Consider the following 26,121-nt stretch of genomic DNA (forward strand, 5'->3'; position numbering starts at 1 on the left):
GGCCGGAACGCGCAATGCCAAGGCAGGAGTCACACGGCGCTGCAGGCGGTTCATCCGGACTGTTTCATCTGATGCATCATTGATTCATCCAGTGCATCATCGACGCCGAGTCCACAGGTTACCGCCTCGAAGCCACGCGACAACTAGGCCTGGCCTGGACCTCCGCAGCTCGCCGATGCTGATGAGCAAATCTCGAAGACCGCTGCCACCCAGCGGGCTTCGTGACAACGGTCATCTCCACGGAGTAGGGCCGACGTGATGCATCTGATGCAATATGCAGTTTTCGCAGCATAGGAAATCGTTATGGGCCGACCAAGGCGACGTCTGCCCTACGTCCGCACACTCCACCCGTACATTAGAGTCGTCATGCCCCGCGATTGCGAAGTTCCTTTGAAAATACCTGCGCCGTCAATTGTTTAAGGTGGACTTTGCATGGGCACCAACGCCCAGAGCAAGGGATGACCATGCTCCCAAAACATGAGAGCAACCCGAACTTCTGGCGGTGGGCACCCACCACACTCCAAGCGTTCAGACTTCTGGACGGCCGGGTGGGCACGGTCACCGTGATCGACAAGTCGAGTTTTTCCGCCGGGCGCCGCATCACCCTCATCGGCGGACCTGCAGCCTCGTCATCGTGTAGGTGACCAGGATCGTCGAGATCAGCAGCAGCGCACTGTAAGCGAGTACCGCGTTGAGGAGTGTGGGCGACCAGATCAGCGCACCGTCGACCTGTGGGGCGAGAGGTGCGATGCTTCTCAGATCGACGGCGCCGGCCGCGGCGGCGTAGCCCCAGTAGGAGGGCAGCACCCACGAGAACTGCGCGAGCACCGGCGCGGTCAGCCGAAACAGACCGCCGCAGAACACGAGTTGCGTGATCACCAGGATGACCAGCGGAGGCATCGTCTGTTCGGTCGAGCGGGCCGTGGCCGAAAGAGCCAGTCCCACCATAACGCTCACCACGGCGAGTGCGGCAACGGCGCAGAACAGTTCGACGGGAGCCGCGCCGACCACACGTGAATCCGGAATTCCCTTGCCGACAAAAGTAATCGCCACCATGGCCGCGGTCTGTGCCGCCGCGATACCGGAGAACACGACGATCTTCGCGGCCAGGTATGCGCCGGGTCGCAACCCGACCGCTCTTTCACGCTCGAAGATGTCACGTTCGCCCACCAGATCACGGATGGTGAGGGTGGTGCCGGTGAATGTGGCTCCGACGACGAGGATCACCAGGATCTGCAGCGCCTCCCCCGCGGTCTCGGCGGCGCTGTTGACACCGAAGCCGGCCGATCCGGGAATCACGAGAGTGAGCAGCCCCAGCACGATCGGCATGACGGTGAGAAAGGTCAGGTATCCCGGATCGGCCGCGACCAATCGCGCCTGACGTCGGATGATGGTGCCGCACTGTCCGATCGCGCTGCGTCGGGGGCCGTCACGATGCGGTACGAATCCGGAACGGTCCACACTCCGCGGCGTCCGCCGGGTCCCCGGCGCCGCACGGATGAGATGGCGTTGGTGGGCGAGCGCCGGATGGGCGGCGACGAACGCGAAGATCTCCGCCCAGTCCCCGGTGCCCATCGCCACGGCCAGCTCGTCAGGGCGGCCGTGGAACGCGACCACGCCACCCGGCGCGAGCAGCAATACCTGATCGCACATCGCCAGATGGGTCAGTGAGTGGGTGACCACCAGCACGACCCGCCCGGCATCGGCGAGCCGACGCAGAGTGGCCATCACCTGCCGATCCAACGCCGGATCGAGGCCTGAGGTGGGCTCGTCGAGGATCAGCAGCGACGGACCGGTGAGCAACTCGAGCGCCACCGATGCCCGTTTGCGTTGTCCGCCGGAGAGCTTGTCGATACGGGTGTCCAGGTGGTCGCTCAGGTGGAGCTCGGCGAGTACGGCGGCCACAACGGCCGCCCGCCGCGCCGCGGACATGTCCCGCGGTAGGCGGAGTTCGGCGGCGAATGCCAAGGCCTGACGGAGTGTGAGTTTGCGGTGCACCACATCCTGCTGTGGCACCGCACCGATCCGGGTCCGCATGGCGTCGTGGTCGCCGTGCACGTCCCGGTCGGCGAAGGTGACCTGCCCGGTGGTGGGTGCGGCAGATCCGGCGATGATTCTGGCGAGCGTGGATTTCCCGGCGCCGGAAGGACCGATGACCGCGGTCAGCGTCCCCGGCGTGGCGGTGAAACCGATGTCATGCAGCAGGGTCTTGCCGCCGTCGACGGTCAGGCCGATACCACGCACCGACAATCCACCGGTGTTGCCGATCGTGAGCACGGCGGGCCCCCTGAAAGATGTGCGCGGTCTGATCTCACCGGATCAGACGGCGGCAGGCCCCGGAAATGTTCCGCGGCGTGCAATCAGGCCCGGTGTCAAGCGATCAGCCCGGACCGGCTCAGGAACGTCCGGCCCTCGGCCTCGGACCCGACGCCGAAAACATTGACGATCAATGCGGTCGCCTCACTGGCGTAGTCGACGATGTAGTCACCACTCACCGACGACTGTGGACGGACCTCCGCGGCCGCGGTGCGTTGCGGATCCTCGACGAGCGTGCCCTTACCGGCGGAATAGACGCCGTTGCGGATGTTGACGATACGTTCCTTCGCCTCGGCGGGGTCGGCGTAGACCACCATGAAGTACGAGAGTGGTTCGGGGCCGGCGAGTTCGGCGAGTGAACTGTCCTCGGCGAACCGGCACATCACTTTCAGCGCGTCGTTGGAGCTGAATCCCTGTTTGCGGCAATCGGTCACCGACGCGCGCAGCGGGCCGGGCAGCAGGCCCATCAGTTGGTCCTCGTCGGTCACGACTCCGGTGGGGCCGCCGGCGGCGTCCGTGGCGGTGTCCGACGCGCTCGACTGTGCGGCCGCGCCAACGGGCGGGTCGTCGCCCCCCGAGTTCACCAGGGCGATCGTGCCGACAGCGATCCCCACCACGGCGACGACGGCGACGGCGGCTGCGGCGATCCGCCCCCACCGCCGACGCCGCTGCGGTGACCCGCCGGGCGGCGTTGTGAACTCGGGAGCCCGCACCGGCGCCGGCTGACCAGGGCCGCGCGTCGGCGGGTGCGGCGGTGCCGGCCACCCCGACGCCGGATTCCCGCGCGGCGCCGCCTCGGCGCGTGCGGTCAGCAACGCACCCTGGGCGACAACGGTTTTCGGGTCGTCGAGCGTCGCCACCGGCCCGAGATCGCCCAGCCGCTGCTGGATCAGCGGAATCCGGGAGGAACCGCCGGTCAGATACAGCGCGGTCAGTTGCCCGGCGTGGGTGATCCCCGCGTCGAGAAGCGTCGCCCGCGTCAGCTGCATCGCCTGGTCGACGGCTCGGCCGATGAGTTCGTCGAATTCGTCGCGGGTGATCTGGAGTGTCGTGCGTCCCGAAGGCGTGGGCACGGTGATGGTCGCCGACGGTGCCTCCGACAACAACTCCTTGCCACGGCGGACCGAGTCCTGCAGGGCCTGCAGTACATCGACCGGTGCCTCACGGCGCAGCCATGCCACGAGATCCGGATCGCGTTCGCCGAGCCGCTCCTCGACCCACCGCTGCACGAGCGCATCGAGGTTCTTGCCGCCCAGACCGTTGTCGCCGCGCGCCGCGATCACTTGGAAGGCGCCGTCGGCGGTGACGGTGAGCACGGCGATGTCGAGAGTGCCGCCACCGAAATCGAACACGGCGATCTTGGCGCCCGGCTGCATCGCGTGTGACCGCGAGTAGTGGGCGGCGGCAGCGCGCGGTTCGGAGATGGTGGTGATGGTCGACGGATGGATGCCGACCGCGGCTGCCGCGTCGATCAACACCCGGATCTGCTGATGGGCCCACGCCTCCGGATGCGTCAGGACCAATTGTGCCGGAGGCGCGCCCGCGTGGGCCGCCTTGCCGCGCTGGATGATCGCCCCCATGACCGCCGACACCAGGACGTGGGTCGGCATGATGTGGCCGTTCACCGTGCAGGTGGGGTCCGCGCCGATCAGGCGTTTCGGTGACGCGACGAAGGCGGCCGGATTCTGTTGCGCCGCATCGACCGCGGCATCACCGACGATGATCCGGTCGGGAGCTGCGACGAACACCGACGACGACATCAGGTTCCCGGCGTGCGACAACGCGAGCGTCTCGATGGCGCCGCTCGTCGCGCCCGAGTGCGCGGCGGCGGAGTTGGAGGTGCCGAAGTCGATGGCCAGGGTCCAGGCGGCGAAGGACATGGGTTGGTGGTTCCTGTGTGTCGGTGGCTGGGTGGTCACGATTTCGGGGCTGTCACGAGTTCGGGCTGTCAGACTGTCTGGCCGGTCAGCGGGGTGTAGGTGCGGACGAGCGTGACGATGGCGGCATCCTCGGCGGCCGAGCTGGTCGCCAGCGATCGCTGCTGGACGAGCGCCAGGCGCCGGCGAGCCTCGGTCGCCACCAGCTGCGGCGGAGCGTCGTCGGGGAGACCGACCCGCCCCGGCGGGGATGTTGCGGTGAGGATGGTGCGCAGGTCGTCGGTGATCGCCGCCAGTGGGTCGGTGCGCAGCATCCGCTGATAGTCCTCGAGCACGGCGACGGGATGCAACGAAGGCGACGATCGCAGCTGCGCGGCCAGGGACCGGATCTCATCGCGCGCCGGATGCGTATACGCCAGCTGATCGAGCCGCGCCAGGATGCGATGTGCCCGGTGCAGCACGGCGAAGCGCGTGGTCGAGGCGTCGAGGGCGTGGCGGAACCCGCCGATCCCGGAGCGCTCGACGAGCCAGGCGTTCAGGGCGGCGGCACCGCCGGTCGCGATCTGGCGCCCGTTGAGCACGCCGTACTCACCCAACAGCGCGAGTAGCTGCACCCTCAGCGCCGGGGGCACCTGGCCGGTCCATTCGTCGGGCCCGTCGCCGTCGAAGGCCCGGACGACGTCGAGCGGCCCCAGCCCGCGCAGCCGTGCCAGCGCATCCGTCAGTTGCTCGGTCAGCATCCCGGTGTGACTGGTCTGGGCCATCAACCCGGAGAGCGGGACCACGGTGCCCACGGTGGCGGCCAGCCGGTCCGCCATCCGTGCCGCGTGCTCGGTGGCGTGGGTCAGCGGGTCACGTCGTCCGAACGCCCCTTCGCCGAACGAGTCGGCGCGCGAGAGCACTCCGAGCATGTTCAGCGGTGTGAAGGGCAGCCGGGAGAGGAAGTCGATCTCGTCGGCGCGCGGCGCCGCGTCGAACAGGAAGACCGCTGCGTCGGCGTCGATCGATGCGACTCTGGTCTGCTCGAATCCATCGATCATGACCCGTCGCGTCGCGGCGTCGTTGGCGACGGTCAGAGTCGACAATCCGGGTGTGTCGATGAGGGTGAGACGGCGCAACGCCGCCGACGGGAGCCAGCGGTCCACGAACGCGATGTCGGGCGTCTCCAGGGGCAGCGGGGCCGGCCGGTCATGCGGAACCGCCACCGGATGACGCCGCCCGTCGATCCCGACGACCTCCGCGCGCGATGGCGAACCGTCTTGATAGACGGTCACCGCGTTGGTGGCCTCAAGCGCGGCCGTCTCGGCGACCGGTGCCCCGATCAACGCGTTGACCAGGGTTGATTTACCCGCTTTCAACCGTCCGACGATCACCACCCGCGGCGGCGACCACAGGATCGTCCCGATCGCGTTGGCGTGGCCGACGAGATCACCGCCGAGTGCGGCCAGCTGATGCAGGCCGCGATCGAGGGTGCTGTGGACAGGGTCGTGATTCGGATGCACGACAGTCACCGCCCGTCCGTCAGCAGCTGGTCGGCGGCGGCGATCCGCTTGTCGATGATCTCCAGGTTGGTGGTCAACCGCTGGATCGAGCGTTCGCGTGCGGCCGCGTCGGCCGAGGCCGCCTTCTGCACCTCGGCAATCGTCGTCTGCAGGTGCTCGATACTGGTCCGGAGATAGTCGCGATAGCGGATGACGATCTCGGGGCGCGACTGCGCGACGGCGCCGTCCAGCAGCCGGCCGGTGGCCGCCTTGGTGGTTGCGATGGTCTCGCGCAGCCAGCTCAGCAGGTTCGACTTGCCGGCACGGATGGCCCGGAAGCTCAGGTTGACCCCGACCCACACGGTGCCCACCACCACTCCGACGCCCATCAGCGCCGACAGCCCGAGCAGTCCGCCGAGGGTCGACCCGCCGACCACTCCCATGGTGAGCAGCGTCGGGTCGAGCAGCCCGTGACGTTTGTTGCCCACCTGATGGGCTTCGATCTTCTTGCCCTGCATGGACGTGACGATCCGCGCGCTCAGCTCTTCCCAGACGCTCGGGTCGTCGGCGAAGCGTGGCGCGATGATCTCGTCGTGCAGCCGTTGCAGGAAGGCCGAGAACGTTTCGACCATCGCCACCTGCAGATCTGCCTGCATGTCGGCGGTGAACTTCTGCTCGCTGCGGCGCAGCACCTGCATGCCGTGGGTGTTGATGTAGGTCGTCCACTTGTCGCGCACCCCGTCGAGACGACGCTCCAGGTCGTCGATCGCCGACTGCCGCAGCAGGGTCAGGTCGCGGGCCAGGTACTGCTCCCACTGCCGCGACTGCTCCTGCAGATCGGACAGGCGTGCGACGTCGGCGGTGAGGTCGGGCAGGGCGTTCGCGCCGGTGCGCACGGCGTCGAGTTCGCGGGCGACCCGTGTGCGCACCGACCGCAGACCTTCCAGGCAGGTGCGCACCGCATCCAGCTGCGGCAGTGCGGCGCCGGCGTCGAGGCGCCGGACGATCTCGGCGCGCAGCGCGGCGATCCCACTGTCTGATTCCAGCCGATCCCGGACGACCGGATCGGTCGACTCGGCGGCCATCACCGCGAGCAGGCTGGAGACCCCGAGCACGGTCACCGGCCGCTGCAGCTGGTCGGCGAGGATTCGTGAGTTCTCGTCGACGATCTCCCGCCAGCGCCGCAGGTTCTTGTCCGTCTTCGTGACGACCACGACGACCGAGTCCACGGTGGTGGTCGCCTCGCGCACGAATGCCATCTCGGGGGCCGTCAACGGGCTCGACGCATCACAGACCAGCACGAGGACGCAGGCCTGCTGGGCGGTCTGCGCGGCCAGCCGCGTCAAACCTCCGTCGAGGCCGCCCACTCCGGGGGTGTCGATCAGCGTCACGTCCGACATGCGGGCGTCGCGAACCGCGAGCGCCGCCGCCGTCGGCAGCTCCTCCACGTGGGGATCGCGGACCCGCGCACCGTCGGTGGTCACCCACTGGGCCAGGTCGGCCGCGTCGATCGTCCGGGTGCCGGTGGGCAGGAACAGTTCGGCGGCCAGCTCGGTCGGCAGGTCGGGGTCCGGGGTGACACCCAGCGTCACCGACGACGTGACGTCGACGCCCACCGGACACAGGTCCCGGCGACCGACCAACGCGTTGACCAGGGAGCTCTTGCCGCGCTGGACTTCTCCCACCACGACCACCGTGCGCTCCTGCACATCTCGGTTCAGCTTGGCCACCGCGACGTCGGCGAGAGTGTCCATCTGATAGGCGCGCAGCACCTTCACCGCGCCGTCCACCACACCGGACGCGGCGGCCGCCCGGGTCGACGCGGACTCACCCATCGAAGACTTCCCCTTGTCGGCATCCACCGGCCCCGTAGTCTACCCAGACGAAAACTCCCAGGTCATTCGCTCGGTGCACGAGGGCATGCCCTAATCTGCATCCCGAATGCCCGTCCGTTCCCGCGCGCCGCGTCGGGAACCTTTTCATCGGCCATCGCATCACACTGGGGACAGCACTTTACAGAGGACGGCGCACCGGTCGGCGCTCCACGATTCGCCGGCCGACGCTCCAGAGGGGAACGACCACATGACAAGTGTGCAGACGACTCTGCGATGGTTGGCGATGGCGGCGGCCGCCTTGGCGATCGCCGCGTGCACCACCGACGGCACGCCGACGAGCGAGGTGCACAACAAGGCGGCCACCAGCGCTGCCGAACCCTCCATCGACGTGGCCGCGCTGGACACCGGCACCTATCCGACCGATCCGCGACCACCGTTCGGCAAGGCGAGCACAGACAACATCCTGCAGGTGGAGGGCCAACGAATGGCCCAGTTCATCGTGGTCCCGTTCGAGATCGACGAGGACCTCACCAAATCGATCCTGCCGACGATGGTCATCACCGGGCGCCGGAATCTGGGTCTCGTCCTCGCGCAGGAGACGGCCGAGGTGCCTGCCAACGAGAAGATGATCGGCGGATATGTGACCACCGCGGCCACACCCGACGACAGTCTGCGCGCCGGTACCAAACGCAGCATCAACAACATGGTGGTCCGGTACCTGACGGCGGCGGACGCCAGTGCAGCGGCACAGCAGATGGCCGACTCTGCTGCTGCGCAGAGCGGCGCGAAAGTCGGCCGGCTGGCCGGGCTTCCGGACACCCTCGTCATCTCGCGGGACTCGCCCGACGGCAAGGTGATGATGGCGTTCACCCCGCACAAGACCTATGTGCTCTACCAGTGGTATCAGACGACCGCAGCGCAACAGGACAAGATCGAGCCGACGATCCGTAAGGCGCTCGGACTCCAGTCCGCGCTCATCGACCAGTTCCCGGCGACGCCCACCAAGGCCGAGGCGGCCGCACGCGGGATCACCGGCTCGTCCGCTCCGCTCGTCGACCAGAATCATGTGCTCATCTATGCCCTGCCGTACTCCGACGCCGAGCTGAAGAAGGCCGAGAGCAACGTGCCGGGTGCGAGTGTCCGTGCGGTCTACGGCCCGCGCGGGATGGCGCACACCAGTACCGATCCGGTGACCGACTTCAACGTCCTCACCGAGGTCGGCTCCACCGCCAACGCCGTCGAGCGCTCGACCGTCTACCGGGCGACGACGCCGGATGGAGCGGACAAGATCGTCGACACCTTCTTGTCGTCCAACCGCAACCAGGGCTGGACCGACATCCCGAGTCCGCCGGGACTGCCCGTGGCGAAATGCCAGAGCGGGAAGGTGTTCTACTGCATCGTCCCGGAGGGCCGCTACGTCGGAGCTCTCGCCTCGACGAGCAAAGAGGATGCCTACCAGCAGATCTCGGCGCAGTACGTGATCCTGACGAAGGCGGATCAGGGGGCCAACTGAGAGGCGGCGCTGGTGGCACCGAACCGGACCACCTGCTGACCATGCCCTTGGTCACACCAGCCCCTCAGATAACAACCGCATCACGAGTCACATCCTTTCGGCGCGCGCTGCGGGCTTAGCGAGGTCGAGGCAACCACGATGGCACACCATGCGCCGTTTCCGTCCCAACGCCCGCCCGAAGCACTCCGTCGTGCTGGCGACGGTCGCAGCCGCGATCGTCGCGAGCCCGTTCGCCGTGGTCCTGTCCGGTTCCGATCCACGCCCGACCGATCGGCATCGCGCGGTGCCGCCCACCTCGATCGACCAGGTGGGGCTCGCCGACGTCCCGTCGGTGGTGCTCGACCTCGCCGAGTCCGGCCTGTCGGCCGCGGGTGTGCGACTTCCCGAGATCGAACCGGACGGCCGAGGGGTCGGCGCAGCGGTCAAGCACATCGTCCGCGACACCCCTCTCAAGATGGTCGCATTCACCTGGGAGCGACCGGTCGATGCGTCGATGATGCTGCGCGCCAAGAAGAATGATGACACCTGGGGTGACTGGATCGACCTGGAGCCGGTCGAGGCGGCCGGTCCGGCATCGCCGGAGCACCCGATGGGCACCGAACCGGTGTGGATCGGCGATGCCAAGGAAGTTCAGCTCGCGGTGACCGACGAGGGCCTGACGATCCCCGCTGCGATCCCGGCCGCCGATTCTTCCGGTGGTGACCTCGCCGAGCTGGGGATGGGAACTGCGAGCGAGGTGATCCGCAAGCTTCTCACCACCGCGATGTCGACGATGTCGGCGAACCTCATCAGTCCGGAGGGGTTGTTGTCGCTCGGATCATCGCTGTTGACACCCCTACTGGGCGGGCCCGCGGTGGTGGCGCGGGCGCAATGGGGCGCCGACGAATCGATTCGCTGTTCGCAGCCGACGTTCTCGCCGGCGGTGCGGGGTGCGATCGTTCATCACACCGCGGGGAGCAACGACTACACCCCGGAGCAGTCCGCGGAGATCGTACGTGGCATCTACGCGTACCACGCACGCACCCTGAACTGGTGCGACATCGGCTACAACGTCCTGGTCGACAAGTACGGTCAAGTCTTCGAGGGTGCCTTCGGCGGCCTCGACCGCAACGTCGAGGGCACGCACACCGGCGGCTTCAACAAGTCGACCGTCGGGGTGTCGATGATCGGCAACCTCGATCAGGTCGCCCCCACACCTGCGATGACCAACGCGGTCGGCAGTTTCCTGCGATGGCGGCTCGGCAAGGCCGGGGTGAACGGTCTCGGCAGTGCGCAGCTCACCGCGGAACCGTTCACCGACAGCAAGTTTCCGGCCGGTGCCGTCACCAACCTCCCCGCCATCAGCGGGCACCGCGACTACAACAACACCAGCTGCCCCGGCGAATTCGGGCACGCCGCACTGACCGCGATCCGCGCGATGGCCGGCGGTGCGCCTGCCCCGGAGCCCGCGCCGCCCGCCACGCAGCCGGCCGCGAAGGAACCGGCGCAACCGGTCGCACCGCCCGCCGCCTGAGCAATCAGTCGGTCTCGTCGCGCTCGCGTCGTCGGCGGTTGCGCATCCGTTCTTGTCGTCTGCGGTTGTGTTTGGCTGCCAGTCGGGTGATCGGTCGGGTGGGTGGGGTCGGTGGTGGGGTCGGGGCGTCCGCCGATCCCGCGGGTGCGCCGGGTGGGTCGGGTGCGGCGAATCCGATGCGGAGTAGCCCGGGGAACAACGCTTCCATGGTGTTGGGGTCACCATCGATGATCAGGCCTTCGGGGGTGGTGAACTCGGTGCGTAACCGGCCACACCGGTCGCGGTACTGGTCATCGACCCAGGTGCCGAACGTTTTGATGAGGTGGAAGAACCGATCTTTGATGTTCAGATTCTCCGGCACCGTTTGCCCACCCGCGGCGGGGTGGGCGTGGTCGTATTCGGCGACATGCTCCACATCAGCCCCCGGAGCGAACGCCGCGGTGTCGGTGCCGGGGACCACACTGTAGCCATCCCGAATCCGGATGTAGGTATCCAGCGCGGTCGAGGGCCGGTACGGGTTCGACGGCAGATGCGCCGGCAGGGTGTAGGTGCCGTCCGGATTCCGCGGCGTGCCCGTGGGCACCAGAGGTTTGACGATCGCATCCGGACGCGCCGCCAACTCGCGGACGTGCTCATCAGAGATCACCCCGTGCCCGGCCATCCACCCCGCATGCGCGGCCTCACCATTCAGAGTGGATTCGTCGCACACGACATGGATGACAATCTTCGCGTCCACCGGCGGCACCGTACCCGGTTCCGGGATCTGGGCGGCACAGTCCTCACGCCCGCACCGGCATTCGAACCGGGTTCCGGACAGCAACGCGAACATCGCATCCGAGGCCCGTTGCTGCTTCGAGCGCGGATCGTGTTCACATACTGCGGCAGCCAACGCGGTGACCGCGGCGGCGGCGATGCGCACATTCTCCGCCGCCATCGAGGCGGTGATGGTTGCCATGCCGTCGGGTTGAGGGGTGGTCCACATGCGGCGCTGGGCCAGGGCGCGGCGGCGGTGTTCGCGGACCGCATCCGGGTCGTGGCGAAACACGATCCGATCGACCATGTCGCGCAGCCGTTCGGCCGACCACGCCCCGCGATGCAGATCGAGTTCGGCGGCGATCTCGGCATCCACATCGGGCATGGCGTCATGCCCGGTCAACAGGTCGGTGCGGGCGATGATCGAGGCCACCCGCGCCGGCGAGATCTGGCCGTGGCGCAGCCGTTCGGCCACCTGGGGGAGCCGATCACGCAGGGCCAGTGCGTCGCGCACCAGCTGTTCGGCTTTCGACTGGGAGATGCTCAACGCCAACGCGATCCGGGCGGCACAGTCGGCGAACCCGTCGACCACCAACAGATCCTCGGGGCGCGGCTGTTCACCGACCACACGCTGGTGTAGTTCGGCGGCCAGCTGATAGTTGTGCCAGGCCAGATACGCGACACCGCGCTGGGTGGCGGCCATCGACCCGAGCAGGTCGTTGGTGTCGGCGTCGCCGATCTGTTCGGCGTGCAGACGGCCGGTGAAGATCGTCGCGAGGTCGGGCCAGGGGGAGGCCTCACCCCACCACGGCGACAACGCCCAATCCGAACCCGACACCGCACAACACCTTTCAGAGAGATGGACACGGCGAAACCACACGTCCCACATATCTCTGAAAGTGACCGACCCCCAGTGGGGTTGGTCCGGCATCACATCACTGCTTCGATTTCGCTGGGTTTCAATCTACGACATCGGTCCGACAAGAATGATCGACGCAGGTCAGGGCGGGTATCACCGGGTCTCGATACGCATCCTCGCCTAGAGCGGCTCGGAGGCTACTCGACCAGCGAAACGGTGCCCTCGACCAGCGAAACGGCACCCCCCAGCGAAAAGGGGCGCGCCCGAATCAGTGAAACGGCACCCCCAGCGGAAAAGGAGCGTGCCCGAATCAGCGAAACGGCACCCCAGCGAAAAGGGGCGCGCCCGAATCAGCGACCCCCGGCGGAAAGGGGCACCCCCGACCAGTCACGTGGGTGCCCTTACTGCTGCGTATCGAGATCGACCAGCCTGGGGAGTGACTGCCGGTACAGCCGCTACCCGAACCACCGCTCGAGCACCTGCGCGACTCCGTCGTCGTTGTTCCCGACGGTGATCTCGTCGGCGGCGGCGAGTGCAGCCGGGTGACCGTGACTCATGGCCACCCCGTGGTCGGCCCAGGTGAGCATCTCCACGTCGTTGGGCATGTCGCCGAATGCCACGGTCGCAGAAGCGGACAGACCCGCCACACCGATGATCTCCCGCAGCCCCGATGCCTTGTGGGTCTCTGGCACCGACAACTCGATCAACCCGTTGTCGGTGGAGAAGGTGATCTGGGCAAGGTCGCCGACGGCGTCCTTCAGCAGTGCAGCCATCTCGTCGCTGCGCATATCCGGTTGCCGGACAAGCAGTTTCACCGCCGGGTCGGTGTACACCTCGTCGTCACCGACCTCGATGTGGTCGGGGTTGAGCCAGGCGTGGCGGTACCCGGAGGTCGCGACGAACGGCGGGGTCGCGGCGTCGTAGGCCGACCGACCGGCCCGCTCGGCGGCAATGCCACACCCGGGTATCCGCTGGTAGGCGCGTTCCACGAGCTTCTCCAGCGTGGCCGGTTCCAGGGTCGCCGCGGAGATCACCCGATCATGCTCGACGTCGTAGAGGATGGCGCCGTTGGCGCAGACCGCATACCGGACACGCGCTGCCGTGCCGGTGAACTGGTCGGTGATCTCGGCGATCCAGCGCGGCGGACGTCCGGTGGCGAGCACGAACTCGGCTCCCGCGTCGACGGCCGCACCCAGCACGTCGATGGTGCGGCGCGACACCCGATTCTCGTCGTCGATGAGCGTTCCGTCCACGTCCGATGCGATCAGCGTCGGAGGGCCGAAACCTTCTGCTGTCGCCAATGATTCGCTCACCGGCGACCCTGCGCCTTCTGCGCACGGGCGGCTGCCTTCGCTGCGGCTTCGGCGTCCTCGATCACATGCGCCTCCTCCGGCGTCGGTGCGGTTCCCCCGAGCCGCGACGGTACCCAGAAAACCCCGGCCGGGTGCGGTCCGTACGCGTCCTGGACCTCCATCAGCAAGGTCGTCATCGCATCGCGCAGACGGTCGGTGGCTTCGTGCGGATCCTCGTCCGGACTCACGGTGAGATGCTCACCGTAGCGGACCGAGATCGGGATGTGGGCGCGTCCCATCTGACGCTTGCCGGTGGTGGTCTTCGTCCACTGCCGCTGCGCGCCCCACACGATGGCCGGCACGATCGATACCGCCGCCTCCGCGGCCATTCGCACCGCGCCCGTCTTGAACTCCTTGAGCTCGAAGCTGCGACTGATCGTGGACTCCGGATAGACCGCGACGATCTCCCCGTCCACGAGCTCGCGCACCGCACTGCGATAGGCATCGGCGCCCGCCGACCGGTCCACCGGGACCGTCTTGGTGTGGTTGACCAGGAACCGCATGATCGCGACGTCCATCACCTCGGATTTGATCATGAACCGCGTGCGACGACCCGCCCGATACAGTCCGAGCGCCACCGGGAGGAAGTCGACGTAGCCGGTGTGGTTGACCGCCAGCACCGCACCACCCGTCCGCGGGACGTTCTCGAGTCCCGAGAACCGCAGGTCCACGGCCTGTGCCCGTGCCAAGCCGTGCGCGATGACCTCCAGGGTCCGGTAGACCGGTTCCATAGCGGCAAGAATATCTGCCCGCCGGCTCAGGAATTCCCCTCCTGGGCTTCCCGCTGCGCCCGCTTGGCCGCGCGCTCCGCCTGCTCCTCGGCATCCATCCGGTTGGCTTCCTCCAGCGTGGGGGCCGAGCCGCCCAGCCGCGCGGGCACCCAGTATTCGCCCTTCGGATGCTCCCCGTAGGCGTCCTGCAACTCGAGGAGTTTCGCGTTCATCGTCTCGTGCAGCTGTGCGGTGATCGCGTCGGGATCGCCCACCGGCTGGATCGGTTCGGCGACTCCGATCATGATCGTGACGTTGCTGCGGCCGAGATTCTTGGGATGCCCCTTGGTCCACACCCGCTGTGCTCCCCAGATCACCGTCGGGATGATCGGGGCACCGGATTCGAGTGCCATCCGCGCCGCACCGGACTTGAACGCCTTCAGCTCGAAACTACGACTGATCGTCGCCTCCGGGTACACGCCGACGAGTTCGCCCCGCTTGAGGTAGTCGACCGCGGCCCGGTAGCTCTCCGCGCCGGCACCCCGGTCCACCGGGATGTGCTTGAGCGACCGCATGATCGGTCCGGTGATCTTGTTGTCGAAGACCTCCTTCTTGGCCATGAAGCGCACCTTGCGCCGCCCCTGCAGGAACGCGGGGATGCCCGCATAGGTGAAGTCCAGGTAGCCGGTGTGATTGATGGCGATCACACCCGCACCGTCCTTGGGCACGTTCTCCACACCCGACACCTTGAATTTCAGTCCTTCGGCCAGCCACAACAGGCGTGCGGTGGTGATCACAGTGTCGTAGACGGGTTCCATGCGTCGAGCTTAGCGAGCGGGGAAGGCCCTCATCGGCGGCCGTTGCGACAATGACTGGGCGTGGAACCGAAACGATTCTTGAACGCGCGGCTGAAGTGGGCCGAGTCCACGAATCCCCACCGCGACGCCAGATAGCCGATCGTCTGGTGGGCGTATCGAGAATCCTCGAGATCCCTGCGGACGCCGTCGAGGCGCTGCGCCCACATCCATTCGGCGGGGGTGTGGGCCTCACCGGCGAACGCGCGATGGATCGACGACACCGACATGTGGAGCTGCTCTGCCAGAGACGCCACCGACAGATCCGGGTCATGCAGCCGGAACATGATCGCCTTCTTGATCCGCTCGAGCCGCTCGGTGCTCCCGAACCCACCGTCGTCGTCTCGCCCGGCGAGGTCGGCGAGCCCGGCGATCAACAGGTACTCGACGCTCCGCGCAACGGCCTCCGCCGAGGTCGGGCCCAGTTCCTCGTCGGTCATGATCGTGTCGATCATGTCGACCAGCAGGCGCCCCGCACCGCGTCGGCCGCTCACGGTCCGTGCGGTCAGATCGGCGGCGTCGTCGACGACGGTGCGCAACGACGCTCCCGGCAGCATCAGCACGAACTGGGCGAACTGGTCATCGAACAGCAGCTGATAGGGCCGGGTGGTGTCGTAGAGCGCGAAGTCACCGGGGTTCAGTGTCGCGGCACGGTCATCTTGGACGATCAGCCCGCAACCCCTGAGCTGCACGCTGACGAGGAAGAAATCGTCGGCCGCCCGCGAAATCCCCCGTGGTGTCCGGATGACGTGCTGGGGTGTCCCGCGCACGTGCGAGACGCCGAGTTGGGCCAGCGAGTGCGAGTCGATCTGGCCCTGCAGCGACCGACCGCCGTCGGGCGCCGTGCAGTCCAGCGACACGTACGTCTGACTGATCGCGTCGGTCCAGAAATCGAGGCGATCGGCGACGTCGACATCGTCGGTGCGCACCGCGCTCGGTCGGGACGCGGGTGTGCTGTTCGCGATCATCACGTGCCTCGATCACTCGACGGATCGTGCCAGTATCCCGCCGCCCACGCCGGCCAGCAACCCGGATCGGGGGTGGCAGTTCCGGTATTCGAAACGTTGATCCGCGGCAGCCACCACTGCCACCTCGTGATTGAGACGCAGCCGCGCATCCGGCCCCAGCCGACCGAGATGGGACAGTGCGGCGGCGAAGATCCGTTGATGGGTCGGATGTGACCGGGCCCAGCGCTCCAGGTCGTCGAGCCCGCGCCACATGCTCAACCCGAACGTCTTCTCCGTCGGACCACCCGATTCGTCCAGAACGGTCATGTACCGGTTTGTCAGGCAACTGACCTCACGACCGCCGCGGCCGGCGAGGAAGTCCATGCCGGCACGTAGCGACGGTTCGACGTCCTCGAGGTACATCGCCCGCTCACCGGCATCGGTGTCGGTCCAGTCCTGCCCGGATCGGATGAGGCAGAGATTGTCGAGACCCGCGACGTGTCGGACACCGTCGACCTCGTGCACCCGGAGGTCGACGCTCGAGCTCTCCAGCTGGTCTGTCTGGGCAGCCGGGATGCGGTCACGCATCCCGCCCCAATACCCGTGATCGGCGATCTCGTCACTGAGCCCGAGGGCGAGGTGGGCGACGCCGTCTCTCCGCGCCGTCGACGAGAAGAGTGTCTCGAAACGATCGCTCGGGGGTCGAATGACCTCCAGGAAGAATCCGGCATCCGACGACCGTTCCAGCCGGACCCAGTCATCGCCGCCGGCGCGCATCCACCGATCGTGAACGCCGGGCTCGGACCAGTACGCGATCACGATCTCCTCGATATGGCCCTCGGGGTCGGTACGTGTCGCGCGGTCGACGTGTCCGGGGCCATCCGGCCCGGAAACGAGCGAGTCGAGGGTCTCGACGGCGGCGATGACCGATGGTGGACGTGTACCTCGATACTGGACACCGAGCACCGCCATCACCATCTGACCGAGCTCGGGCGCGAACCTGGCCGAATACGACGGATAGGGCGGCGCGAATCCGGCGGGCTGGTGGACCGGGCACGTCCGGCTCCGCCGCAGGTGCGCGGGTATCGCACTGTCGAGTCGCGGATCAGGCACTTTCGACCGCCTGCAGTTCCGGCATCACGTCGACCAGTCCGCTCCCCCGACGCTCCGGCACCGCGACACCCGCGGTCAGCACACGGTCACCGGGAGTCTTGTCGAGCCACAACCTGGTCACATCGGGACGCGAGTAGTGCCCGGCAGGGTCGGCCGCGGCCTTCGCGAGCGAGATCATGCCGAGGTCGATGTCGGCGAACAGGACTCCCTCGGCATCGGCGGCAAGCGGTTCGGCGATCGACTGGCCATCCGGCGCGAAGATCCGTGCGTGCCCGCCGCCGGCGGTCAACATCGCCCGCTTGGCCTCGTCGGTGCACAACAGGTCGATCATCTCGTCGGAGACCGTTGCACACGGTGCGACCACAAAGCACCCGCCCTCCACGGCATAGATCCGGCTCGCGGACGTGTTGACCTCGGCACCGAGTGCGTATGCGGCACCTTCGTACAGCGAGAAACTCGGCCAGGCGCCGACATGCACCTGCTCGTTCTGCGCGTACATCGCATATTTGGACAACGGCTGGAGGTGTTCCCAACAGCACAGGGCACCGAGTCGTCCGAGGTCGGTCTCGTAAACGCTCAGGTCCGACCCGTCTCCTTCGCCGAACACCGTCCTCTCGACGTGGGTCGGCTTGAGCTTGCGACGGGTGGCGACGGTCTGCCCGTCAGCTCCGATGATCCATTGGGCGATGTACAGACTGGCATCTCGCCGTTCACTCAAACCCATGACCACGGTGATGTCGTTGTCGCGCGCCGCGTCGGCCAGACGCTGCGCCTCGGCGCTGCCATACTCCAGGGAGTTGTCGAAGTACCGCTGGGTGAACTGAAGGCTCCAGGCCGGCGCATCCAGCCAGATCTGCCACGGATAGCCGGGGAGGAACGTCTCCGGGAACGCGACCAATCGGGCACCACCGGCTGCGGCCTGCTCGATCAATCCGATGGATTTGTCGATGGTGGCGTCGAGGTCGAGGAATACGGGTGAGGCCTGGACCGCGCCGACGCGGTAGGCGGGATGACCGAGAGACATGGGATTTCCTTTCGATGGCCTGATCGGCTGCGACACCGAAACTAGCCCGAGAATTCGGCCCCGATTTGTCTGCGTGTGTCGCAAATCTTGACCGACAGTCGCAGCGGCGACGTCGGAAACACGCAGGTAACCCGCGGTAATTCAACCGATATCCGCGGACGGTCCCGCGCCCGCCTGATTCTCGGTTCGCGCGCCACCGGCGCTAGTGTGGTGGGGCGATTTGTCTCGGACCACCACCTGACCCGGTCCGAGCGTTCAGGAGGCGAGAAGTTGCAGATCACAAGCGTCGGACACGCCGGTTTCCACATCCAGACCAACGCCGGTTCGATCCTGTGCGATCCGTGGGTCAATCCCGCCTACTTCGCGTCGTGGGTGCCGTTCCCCGACAACTCGGAGCTGGACTGGAAGGCGCTCGGCGACTGCGATTACCTCTACGTCTCGCACCTGCACCGCGATCACTTCGACGAGCGCAATCTGCGCGAGAACATCAACAAGGACGCCACGGTCCTGTTGCCGGACTACCCGGTGCCGGATCTCAAGCGTGAACTCGAGGCCCTCGGCTTCCACACTTTCGTCGAGACCACCGACTCGGTGAAGACCACCGTCACGGGCGACAAGGGTTCGCTCGAGGTGATGATCATCGCGCTGCGCGCACCGGCCGACGGCCCGATCGGCGACAGCGGTCTCGTCGTCTCCGACGGTGAGACCACATGCTTCAACATGAACGACGCCCGCCCGATCGACCTGGACGTGATCGGGGACGCGTTCGGGACCGTCGACGTCCATCTGCTGCAGTATTCGGGCGCCATCTGGTACCCGATGGTCTACGACATCCCACGCAAGTCGAAGGCGAACTTCGCGGCGCAGAAGCGCCAGCGTGGCATGGACCGGGCACGCTCCTACATCGAGCAGGTCGGTGCGAGCTGGGTGGTGCCGTCGGCGGGGCCGCCGATGTTCCTCGACGACGATCTGTTCGCCCTCAACGATTTCGGTTCCGGTGTCGCCGACGGCGAGAGCGCACGTCCCGGCGACGTCACATCGATCTTCCCCGACCAGGAGACGTTCCTGGAGCAGATGCGCATCCACGGCACCGACGACGGCGAGAAGCATCGCGGGCTGATGATGATCTCCGGCTCTGTCGCCGACTTCACCGGGTCCACGCTGAACGAGATCTCCCACCCGTATCCGCCCGGCGAGGTCTTCGGCGAGAACAAGCAGGCCTACCTGGAGAAGATGAAGGAGAAGTTCGCGCCGGTCATCGCCGCCGAGAAGGCCACCTGGGCGTCGGCCGACGGTGATCCGCTGCTGCCCGCGCTGAAGGAACTCTTCGAGCCGATCATGGCCCAGTCGGACCTCATCTGCGACGGCATCGGCTACCCCGTCGGACTCGTGCTGAGCGCCGCGAGCGGGCCGGCTGCGACCGGCGCCGAGACCGTCGTCCTCGACTTCCCCAACCGGATCGTTCGTGAGCCGAAGGAAGGAGAGGGCAAGTACCGCTACGGGTTCCGGATCGCGCCGGAGTTGGTGCGGACGGTGCTGCGCGACGACGAACCCGACTGGGTCAACACCATCTTCCTGTCCACCCGGTTCAGCACATGGCGCATCGGCGGTTACAACGAGTACCTCTACACCTTCTTCAAGTGCCTCACCGACGAGCGGATCGCCTACGCCGACGGCTGGTTCGCCGAGGCACATGACGATTCGGCATCGATCGAGAAGGACGGCTGGGAACTTCAGCGACGTTGCCCGCATCTGAAGGCGGACTTGTCTAAATTCGGTGTCATCGAGGGTGAAAAACTCACGTGCAATCTGCACGGCTGGCAGTGGGATCTGCCCACCGGGCGGTGCCTGACGTCCAAGGGACACGAACTACGGGCCGAGCGACTCGGCCCCTGACCGCCGAAGAAGAACAAGACAACGAGTCCTCCAGTGGCGCAACGCTCTTATCGGGGCCGTTCAGTGACCGAACGGCAGACCGACCGTAGGGATCGGTTCATGGCCGCGGCACTGGACGTGTTCGGGACCCAGGGGTACGTCCGCGGCACCGTCTCGGCGATCTGCGCGGCCGCGGGCCTGTCGCGACGCCAGTTCTACGAACTGTTCGACAGCCGGGAAGACCTGCTGCTCGCGGTCTACGACATGATCCACGCCGAGGCCCGCCGCGCCGTCATCGCTGCCTTCACCGCCGTCGACGATCCGGAACGCTCGATCGGGGATCGCACGCGACCGGCCGTCGCAGCGTTCTTCGATTCGGTGGCGACCGATCCCCGGCGCATGCGCATCGCGTTCGTGGAGGTCGGGGGTGTGAGCGCACGCGTGGAATCCCACCGCATGCAGACCCGCGAGGGGTGGACCGAGTTCTTCGCGACGGCGGCGGAAGAGTTCGTGGGTCTCGACGGCAACGGGTCCGACTACGGATTCGCCTACGAGGCCGCCGCGTTCATCGGCGCGCTGACCGAGGCGGGCCACCTCTGGGCGAGCAGCCAGCGCCGTCCCGACCGCGACACCGTCGTCGACATGCTCGTCACCATCCTGGTGGCGCTGGCCGCGCGACAGGCACCCCCAACTGCCGGGTGAACCGGCCCTCGAAGGTCAACCCTGCGGCACCGCCGGCGACGACGCCACCACGACAGCGCCGACGACCGCCGCGATGAACGCGATCACCGCGACGGGCTGCCACCCGGCCCGCGTGGTATCACCCAACAACGCGATGCCCACGGCGCCCGGCACCACCGTCTCCCCGACGACCAGTGCGGCGGCCGCCCCGTTCACCGAACCGGTCTGCAACGCGACGGTGAAGAGGTAGAAGCCACCGGCGGCGCAGATCGCCACTGCGTAGGCGGCCGGGTCGCCGAGCAGATCCGACACCGAGAACGGGTCGAGGCCGTGGACGATCCGCACCGCGACCGCCATCACGCCGAACAACACACCGCCGAGCAGTCCGGCGACGACCGCGATCCGAGCTCCCACCCACCTGATCAGTGCGAGTCCGCCGGCGAGCAACACCATCCCCACCAGCAGCACCGTCCAGTGCAGCCACGCGCCGTCGTGGCCATGCCCTTCGTCGGCGGAGACGAGTCCCAGCACGGTCAGGGCGATCACCACCACCGCGACGGCGACGCGGTCGCGCGCGCGGAGGCGGATGCGCAGGAACACGGCGGCCAGCACGGCCGTCACCACGAGGTTCGCGGACACGATCGGTTGCGCCAGGAACAGGGGCAGCTCGCGTGCGGCCACGAGATTGCCCACGAACCCGAGGAGGTCGAGGGCCATACCCGTCAGGAACCAGACCGTGACCACTGCGGCCAGGGTCGATTGCATGGTCGGTGGCGACTCCGGCCCACCGGGATGCGTCTCCGGCTCGGCGACACTGTTCGCCCCGTACGCCTGCAACACCGATGCGGTGCCGTAGGCCAGCGCAGCGAGCACGGCCGCGAGGATGCCGATGATCATCGGATCAGTATCACCTGCGGCGGACACCGCTACTCCGCAATGGCGCCACGCCATCTGCGATAGCGTCAGACCGACACCTAGTGAAGCTGGCCAGGAGAAAGTCATGAAACCGACGGGTGGTGACCCTGCCGACTTTCTCGCCTCGGTGACCCCGGCCAAGCGCCGCCGGGACGCGGAGACAATGACGGCGCTCCTCCGCGACGTCACCGGCCACGAACCACAGCTGTGGGGATCGATCGTCGGCTTCGGTTCGTGTCATTACCGCTACCCCACCGGAACCGAGGGGGACTCGCCCATCATCGGGTTCGCGGCGCGGAAGAAGGCGACCACCGTCTACCTGCTCGACGGCTTCGACGCGCACGCCGACCAACTGGCCGCACTCGGGCCCCACGACACCGGGCGGGCATGCCTCTACCTCGCCGACGTCGACGCCACCGACAGGACGGTTCTCCTCGCCCTGCTCAGCCACTCCTATCGACGGATCCTCGAGAACACCATCGACGGCGTGGAGTTCACGATCATCGATTGACTTCCGTTTTGCCCGCCTCGGCCACCACCGCGGTGATCTGAGACGCACACCACAAATCGGCGGGTCGGGAACAACGGCCCTCGGGAACCGGTTGCCGGTGAACATGACTTGTCCCCCTCGATCAGCGGTCGTTCCATGCGAGAAGCCACGGTCACGCGACGAGGGTGGGGACCTCTGATGCGCCAGGGTCCCCTCGCCGGGCGCTATCCGGCCGTGGCCATCATGGTCACCTTCGCGCTCATCCCGTACCTGGCACTGTCGGCGGCGATCGAGCCCCTGATCCCGACGATCACCGGACAACTCGACATGTCCGCACAGGCGATGAGCCTCGCCACCGGTCTCGGCAATGCGGCGTATGCGGCCGGGACCGTCCTGGCGGTGCAACTGGCCCAACACCTCCCACAGCGACGCATGCTCCTTGTCTACGCGGTGGTGCTGGTGGTGGGCGCCGTAGTGTCGGCCGGCGCCGTCAACGGCGCGATGCTCACCGTCGGCCTGATCTTCCTCGGTCTCGCGACGAGCATGCTGCTCATCGCCGCGGCGCCGTCGCTGACGATCGGCTTCCCGAAGAAGCAGTTGCGGCACACGGCGATGATCATGAACATGTGTGTCTTCGGGGCGGTCGCGATCGGCCCGTTCATCGGCGGTGTCCAGTCGGCGGGAAATGAATGGCGACCGCTGTTCTGGATCATCGCGGGAGTCGCGCTCCTCGCGCTCGTCATGGCGGTGCTGACCTTCGACGACGCTCCGCCGGCCGACCCGAGCGCGCCGCGCGATCTCCGTGCCATCGGCCTGGCCGCCGCCGGATGCGTACTCGCGTTCGTCGGTGCGTCGCAACTGACGAGTCACGCACTCACCGATGTCGCGGTGTTCGTCCCCATGCTGCTCGGCCTGGCTCTGATCGTCGGGCTGATCGTGTACCAGTTCCGCGCCCGTCGACCGCTGCTCACCGTGCGGGCGGTGCTGACCAGCTCCATCCCGGTGGCCGGCGTGGGTCTGGCATTGTTCGCGGCCGCGGCGTCGGTCGCCGCCACCGCCCTGACCGCCAACGCATTGATGCAGGACCTGAGCGCGTTCCGGGTCGGCTTGCTGTACCTACCCGAACTCGGTGGCGCGATCGTGATGGCGGTGGTCTTCGGGATCGTCATCACCCGGCGCGCGATGCACTACCTCCCACTGGTGGGCATGGTGCTGCTGGCGGCCGGCATCCTGGTCTTCCAGCTCGCCCTTCCCGGCAACCAGCCACTGGTCCTGCTCGGTGCGTTGCTGACCGGCCTCGCGCTCGGTGCGACGGTGGCTCCTGCGCTGTTCGTGACCGGCTTCTCCCTGCAATCCAACAGCCTGCAGCGGGTGTTCGCGATCATCGAGCTCCTGCGCGCCGTGGCCGCGTTCCTGGTGGCGCCCATCCTGGCCCATATCGCATTGACGGCGGCCCCGGATCCCGCCGTCGGGACCGGTTACGCCCTCTGGATCGGATTCGGACTCGCCATCGCCGGTGCGGTGTTCGGTTTCGCGATCTACGCGTTCAGCGGTGCCCGGCCCCAGACCCCTGACCTCGATCGATTCCTCGACGGCGACGCACCGGCCTGGTATTCACCGCCCTTGCTGGCACGACTGCGCGGGACGAGTGCATCCGAACCCCACGTGGTCGCGCCGAGGACCGACCGCGCCGTGGCCGCGACGGCAGACACTGTTCGCGATCTCGGGTCGGCAGGACCGATCGTGTTCGCCTACGACGGCAGCGACCTCGCGAAGTCGGCGATCACCGCGACCGCCGATCTGGTCGCGCCCGGGCGCGACGCCGTGGTCGTCTGTGTCTGGCAACCCGCCGACGTCGGCTTCACCCCCGACGTCGGCGAACCGTTCGATGCCAACGACGCCCACCAGGTCGCTCAGGTCGCCGAGCGGACCGCCGCCCGCGGTGCGCGTCTGGCCGAGCAGGCCGGCTTCCGGGCGCGCGGTGTCACCGTCGAGTCCGCACCGATATGGCAGGGCATCGTGCGTGCCGCCCGTGATGCGGGTGCGCATGCCATCGTGATCGGGCCGCATCGTCGCAGTGGTTTCATCGGGCACCTCCAGGGCAGCGTCTCAGCAGCCGTGGCGGCACACTCCGACATCCCGGTGCTCCTCGTGCCGGCGGTGGCCTGCGGTGACGTCGACAACACGGCCGCCCTGGCCGATATGTCGCAAATGACCGAAACTGTCGGCCACCGAACGACATTCGCCACATCGTCGGTCGCCACGCAGCGAACAGACGCATAGGCGCGCCGCGACTCTCCGTCCAGGCTCCGATCTTCAGCGTCTTTTCAGGTCCGACACACCGCGCCTCACCTGCGCGGACACCGGACGATCAGCCGGGTGGGCGGCATCCGCTCGGCCCGGGGACCCGTCGACGTCGGTTTCAGCGCCTACGGTGGAGAGAGCGGGACCCTGGGGAAACCGCGCCAGGTCGGGACTCGGAAGAAGGTCGGGAACACCACACGGTCGGGAACACAACAAGGAGGCATGACATGAAGAGATCAGCTCGATTCACCGCCACCCTGCTCGCCGCCTCGGGCCTTGCCGTCGCCGGGACAACGCTGTCGGCAGCCACCGCACCCGCGGCCGAACCCGCCTCGCTCAGCATCAAGGGCGACCTGGAACTGACGCCGACGCTGCACCTGTTGCGTATCGACGCCACCGGCAATCGGACCGGCAACGGCCAGACCTCAGGCGACTACAAGGCCACCGTGCTCAACGGCAGCGACCCGACACCGATCGAGGTCTCCGGGCCGATCACCTGCATCTACGTCAAGGGTGACACCGCCTCACTGGTGTATCCGATCAGCGACATCAAGCCGCTCGGCCTGCCCGCCCAGTTCAAGGATGTCGCGGCCGTCCAGATCACCGTCCGCAAGGGCACGAACGGCAAGAGCGACATGGTGGGTGTCAATGGACCGATGATGACGAGCAGCTTCCAGGGATGCTCGCCGACGGCCACCCCGTTCGCCTTCTCGGGTGACATCACGACCACACCTGCACAGCCCTGATCCGGGGCGACCGGTTCACCGCGGCGGAGCGATCTCCCTCGGCGGATGCCCGTAGCCGGCCGGAAGATTGACGGCGTCGGCCGATTCCACCGCGGTGACCGCACCGGAGGACGCCATCACGACTCCGCCGGCGACCGCCGCGACGAACGCGATCAGCGCGACCGGACCCCACCCGGCGCGGGTGAGATCGCCCAGCACGAGAATGCCGACGGCTCCGGGCAGGACGGTCTGGCCCACCACGAGGGCCGCGGCCGCACCGTTGACCGATCCGGTCTGCAGCGCCACCGTGAACAGGTAGAAGCCGCCGATTCCGCTGAACAACAACGCATACAGGGCCGGGTCGGTGAACAGCGCACCGACGTCGAACGGCCCGAGACCGTCGACGATCCGGGACGCGATCGCCATGCAGCCGAACACCGCGCCGGCGATCAATCCGGTGGCGGCGGCGATGTGCTTGTGCAGCATGCGCATACACAGCAGGCCGAGCCCGAAGAGGATCGGTCCGGCGACCAGCACGGCCCAGTGCATCCACCGCTCGTTCTCCGTGCCCTCGCGCCCGGCCGAAACGGCGAGCAGCACAAGCGACCCCACCACCACCGAACCCGCGATCCAGTCGCGCATCGTGAGTGAGACCTTGAGGACCACCATCGCCAGCAACGCGGTCGCGACCAGTCGCGCCGAGATGATGGTCTGCGAGAGGAACAGTGGGATCAGGCGCGCCGAGAGGATCGTCGACACGAATCCCACGATGTCGAAGACGAATCCGATGAGGAACGGGACCGTGAGCATCGTCGCGAGGGTCGACCGCAGTGAAGGATGCGCCTTCGACGACAGCCGGCGTTCCTCACGGACGGCTGCGCGCTGGGCCACCTGATCGGCGCCCAACGCCTGCAATACCGCCGCGGCGGCGAACGAGAAGGACCCGATCACCGCGACGATGATCCCCGCGGTCATGGCCGGCGC

19 protein-coding genes and 1 pseudogene are annotated in these 26,121 nt (G+C 67.4%); 7 read left to right on the top strand and 13 right to left on the bottom strand.

Annotated features, from left to right (window positions below; translation table 11 throughout):
- Window positions 1-606 precede the first annotated feature (606 nt).
- The 4 genes and pseudogenes from AC4AMJ_RS24165 to AC4AMJ_RS24180 form a co-directional block, all read right to left on the bottom strand.
- Window positions 607-2,256, bottom strand: a pseudogene (locus tag AC4AMJ_RS24165) (ATP-binding cassette domain-containing protein); the annotation flags it as partial.
- A gap of 116 nt (window positions 2,257-2,372) precedes the next feature.
- Window positions 2,373-4,196, bottom strand: coding sequence for an Hsp70 family protein (locus tag AC4AMJ_RS24170; protein ID WP_489915210.1), 1,824 nt, complete (start codon window positions 4,194-4,196; stop codon window positions 2,373-2,375).
- Between the two features lie 68 nt (window positions 4,197-4,264).
- A complete protein-coding gene (locus AC4AMJ_RS24175) occupies window positions 4,265-5,704 on the bottom strand; it encodes a GTPase (RefSeq protein ID WP_489915212.1) in 1,440 nt (479 codons plus the stop codon).
- A complete protein-coding gene (locus AC4AMJ_RS24180) occupies window positions 5,701-7,536 on the bottom strand; it encodes a dynamin family protein (protein WP_489915214.1) in 1,836 nt (611 codons plus the stop codon). Before AC4AMJ_RS24180 ends, AC4AMJ_RS24175 begins: the two co-directional genes overlap by 4 nt.
- A gap of 220 nt (window positions 7,537-7,756) precedes the next feature.
- Here AC4AMJ_RS24180 and AC4AMJ_RS24185 point away from each other — a divergent pair, with 220 nt between their 5' ends.
- Complete coding sequence (locus tag AC4AMJ_RS24185) at window positions 7,757-9,022, top strand: DUF7373 family lipoprotein (RefSeq protein ID WP_489898644.1); 1,266 nt, start codon at window positions 7,757-7,759, stop codon at window positions 9,020-9,022.
- Window positions 9,023-9,170: 148 nt separating this feature from the next.
- On the top strand, window positions 9,171-10,535 hold the full coding sequence (locus tag AC4AMJ_RS24190) for a peptidoglycan recognition protein family protein (protein WP_489915216.1): 1,365 nt from the start codon (window positions 9,171-9,173) through the stop codon (window positions 10,533-10,535).
- Window positions 10,536-10,539: 4 nt separating this feature from the next.
- Here AC4AMJ_RS24190 and AC4AMJ_RS24195 read toward each other — a convergent pair whose 3' ends face one another.
- From AC4AMJ_RS24195 to AC4AMJ_RS24225, 7 genes are all read right to left on the bottom strand, one after another.
- Window positions 10,540-12,126: a DUF222 domain-containing protein gene (locus tag AC4AMJ_RS24195; RefSeq protein ID WP_489915218.1), complete on the bottom strand. Its 1,587-nt coding sequence runs from the start codon at window positions 12,124-12,126 to the stop codon at window positions 10,540-10,542.
- Window positions 12,127-12,602: 476 nt separating this feature from the next.
- Window positions 12,603-13,460 carry an HAD family hydrolase gene (locus tag AC4AMJ_RS24200; protein WP_489898641.1) on the bottom strand — a complete coding sequence of 286 codons (858 nt, stop codon included), beginning with the start codon at window positions 13,458-13,460 and terminating at the stop codon, window positions 12,603-12,605.
- Complete coding sequence (locus AC4AMJ_RS24205; RefSeq protein ID WP_489915220.1) at window positions 13,457-14,230, bottom strand: lysophospholipid acyltransferase family protein; 774 nt, start codon at window positions 14,228-14,230, stop codon at window positions 13,457-13,459. Before AC4AMJ_RS24205 ends, AC4AMJ_RS24200 begins: the two co-directional genes overlap by 4 nt.
- Window positions 14,231-14,256: 26 nt before the next feature.
- Window positions 14,257-15,027, bottom strand: a complete 771-nt coding sequence (locus AC4AMJ_RS24210; protein WP_489915222.1) for a lysophospholipid acyltransferase family protein — start codon at window positions 15,025-15,027, stop codon at window positions 14,257-14,259.
- A gap of 29 nt (window positions 15,028-15,056) precedes the next feature.
- Window positions 15,057-16,031 (bottom strand): AraC-like ligand-binding domain-containing protein, encoded by a 975-nt coding sequence (locus AC4AMJ_RS24215; RefSeq protein ID WP_489915224.1) that lies wholly within the window; start codon window positions 16,029-16,031, stop codon window positions 15,057-15,059.
- A 12-nt stretch (window positions 16,032-16,043) separates the two neighbouring features.
- On the bottom strand, window positions 16,044-17,123 hold the full coding sequence (locus AC4AMJ_RS24220) for a phenylacetaldoxime dehydratase family protein (RefSeq protein ID WP_489915226.1): 1,080 nt from the start codon (window positions 17,121-17,123) through the stop codon (window positions 16,044-16,046).
- Complete coding sequence (locus AC4AMJ_RS24225) at window positions 17,116-18,147, bottom strand: carbon-nitrogen hydrolase family protein (RefSeq protein WP_489898636.1); 1,032 nt, start codon at window positions 18,145-18,147, stop codon at window positions 17,116-17,118. The genes AC4AMJ_RS24220 and AC4AMJ_RS24225 overlap by 8 nt, the downstream gene beginning before the upstream one ends.
- 270 nt (window positions 18,148-18,417) lie before the next feature.
- On the opposite strand from AC4AMJ_RS24225, the gene AC4AMJ_RS24230 reads away from it, so the two are divergent.
- The gene (locus tag AC4AMJ_RS24230) at window positions 18,418-20,043 is read left to right on the top strand and encodes a Rieske 2Fe-2S domain-containing protein (protein WP_489915228.1); all 1,626 of its coding nucleotides are present in this window, start codon (window positions 18,418-18,420) and stop codon (window positions 20,041-20,043) included.
- A gap of 99 nt (window positions 20,044-20,142) precedes the next feature.
- Window positions 20,143-20,724: a TetR/AcrR family transcriptional regulator gene (locus AC4AMJ_RS24235; RefSeq protein WP_489915230.1), complete on the top strand. Its 582-nt coding sequence runs from the start codon at window positions 20,143-20,145 to the stop codon at window positions 20,722-20,724.
- A 15-nt stretch (window positions 20,725-20,739) separates the two neighbouring features.
- Here the strand turns inward: AC4AMJ_RS24235 and AC4AMJ_RS24240 are convergent, their stop codons facing one another.
- Window positions 20,740-21,600, bottom strand: a complete 861-nt coding sequence (locus tag AC4AMJ_RS24240; RefSeq protein WP_489915232.1) for a DMT family transporter — start codon at window positions 21,598-21,600, stop codon at window positions 20,740-20,742.
- Between the two features lie 103 nt (window positions 21,601-21,703).
- On the opposite strand from AC4AMJ_RS24240, the gene AC4AMJ_RS24245 reads away from it, so the two are divergent.
- From AC4AMJ_RS24245 to AC4AMJ_RS24255, 3 genes are all read left to right on the top strand, one after another.
- Window positions 21,704-22,129: a DUF1801 domain-containing protein gene (locus AC4AMJ_RS24245; RefSeq protein WP_489915234.1), complete on the top strand. Its 426-nt coding sequence runs from the start codon at window positions 21,704-21,706 to the stop codon at window positions 22,127-22,129.
- 177 nt (window positions 22,130-22,306) lie between these two features.
- A complete protein-coding gene (locus AC4AMJ_RS24250; protein WP_489915236.1) occupies window positions 22,307-24,391 on the top strand; it encodes an MFS transporter in 2,085 nt (694 codons plus the stop codon).
- 248 nt (window positions 24,392-24,639) lie between these two features.
- Window positions 24,640-25,158 (top strand): hypothetical protein, encoded by a 519-nt coding sequence (locus AC4AMJ_RS24255; RefSeq protein ID WP_489915238.1) that lies wholly within the window; start codon window positions 24,640-24,642, stop codon window positions 25,156-25,158.
- Between the two features lie 15 nt (window positions 25,159-25,173).
- On the opposite strand, the gene AC4AMJ_RS24260 is transcribed toward AC4AMJ_RS24255, so the two are convergent.
- Window positions 25,174-26,112, bottom strand: a complete 939-nt coding sequence (locus tag AC4AMJ_RS24260) for an EamA/RhaT family transporter (RefSeq protein WP_489915240.1) — start codon at window positions 26,110-26,112, stop codon at window positions 25,174-25,176.
- Between the last annotated feature and the right edge of the window lie 9 nt (window positions 26,113-26,121).

It is taken from the genome of Gordonia sp. LMA484, from assembly GCF_058129505.1.

Bases quoted from the DNA above. Each gene is read 5' to 3' on its own strand.
- AC4AMJ_RS24170 (WP_489915210.1), bottom strand. From the start codon at position 4,196: ATGTCCTTCGCCGCCTGGACCCTGGCCATCGACTTCGGCACCTCCAAC.
- AC4AMJ_RS24185 (WP_489898644.1), top strand. From the start codon at position 7,757: ATGACAAGTGTGCAGACGACTCTGCGATGGTTGGCGATGGCGGCGGCC.
- AC4AMJ_RS24190 (WP_489915216.1), top strand. From the start codon at position 9,171: ATGCGCCGTTTCCGTCCCAACGCCCGCCCGAAGCACTCCGTCGTGCTG.
- AC4AMJ_RS24205 (WP_489915220.1), bottom strand. From the start codon at position 14,230: ATGGAACCGGTCTACCGGACCCTGGAGGTCATCGCGCACGGCTTGGCA.
- AC4AMJ_RS24210 (WP_489915222.1), bottom strand. From the start codon at position 15,027: ATGGAACCCGTCTACGACACTGTGATCACCACCGCACGCCTGTTGTGG.
- AC4AMJ_RS24215 (WP_489915224.1), bottom strand. From the start codon at position 16,031: ATGATCGCGAACAGCACACCCGCGTCCCGACCGAGCGCGGTGCGCACC.
- AC4AMJ_RS24225 (WP_489898636.1), bottom strand. From the start codon at position 18,147: ATGTCTCTCGGTCATCCCGCCTACCGCGTCGGCGCGGTCCAGGCCTCA.
- AC4AMJ_RS24235 (WP_489915230.1), top strand. From the start codon at position 20,143: ATGGCCGCGGCACTGGACGTGTTCGGGACCCAGGGGTACGTCCGCGGC.
- AC4AMJ_RS24240 (WP_489915232.1), bottom strand. From the start codon at position 21,600: ATGATCATCGGCATCCTCGCGGCCGTGCTCGCTGCGCTGGCCTACGGC.
- AC4AMJ_RS24245 (WP_489915234.1), top strand. From the start codon at position 21,704: ATGAAACCGACGGGTGGTGACCCTGCCGACTTTCTCGCCTCGGTGACC.
- AC4AMJ_RS24250 (WP_489915236.1), top strand. From the start codon at position 22,307: ATGCGCCAGGGTCCCCTCGCCGGGCGCTATCCGGCCGTGGCCATCATG.
- AC4AMJ_RS24255 (WP_489915238.1), top strand. From the start codon at position 24,640: ATGAAGAGATCAGCTCGATTCACCGCCACCCTGCTCGCCGCCTCGGGC.
- AC4AMJ_RS24260 (WP_489915240.1), bottom strand. From the start codon at position 26,112: ATGACCGCGGGGATCATCGTCGCGGTGATCGGGTCCTTCTCGTTCGCC.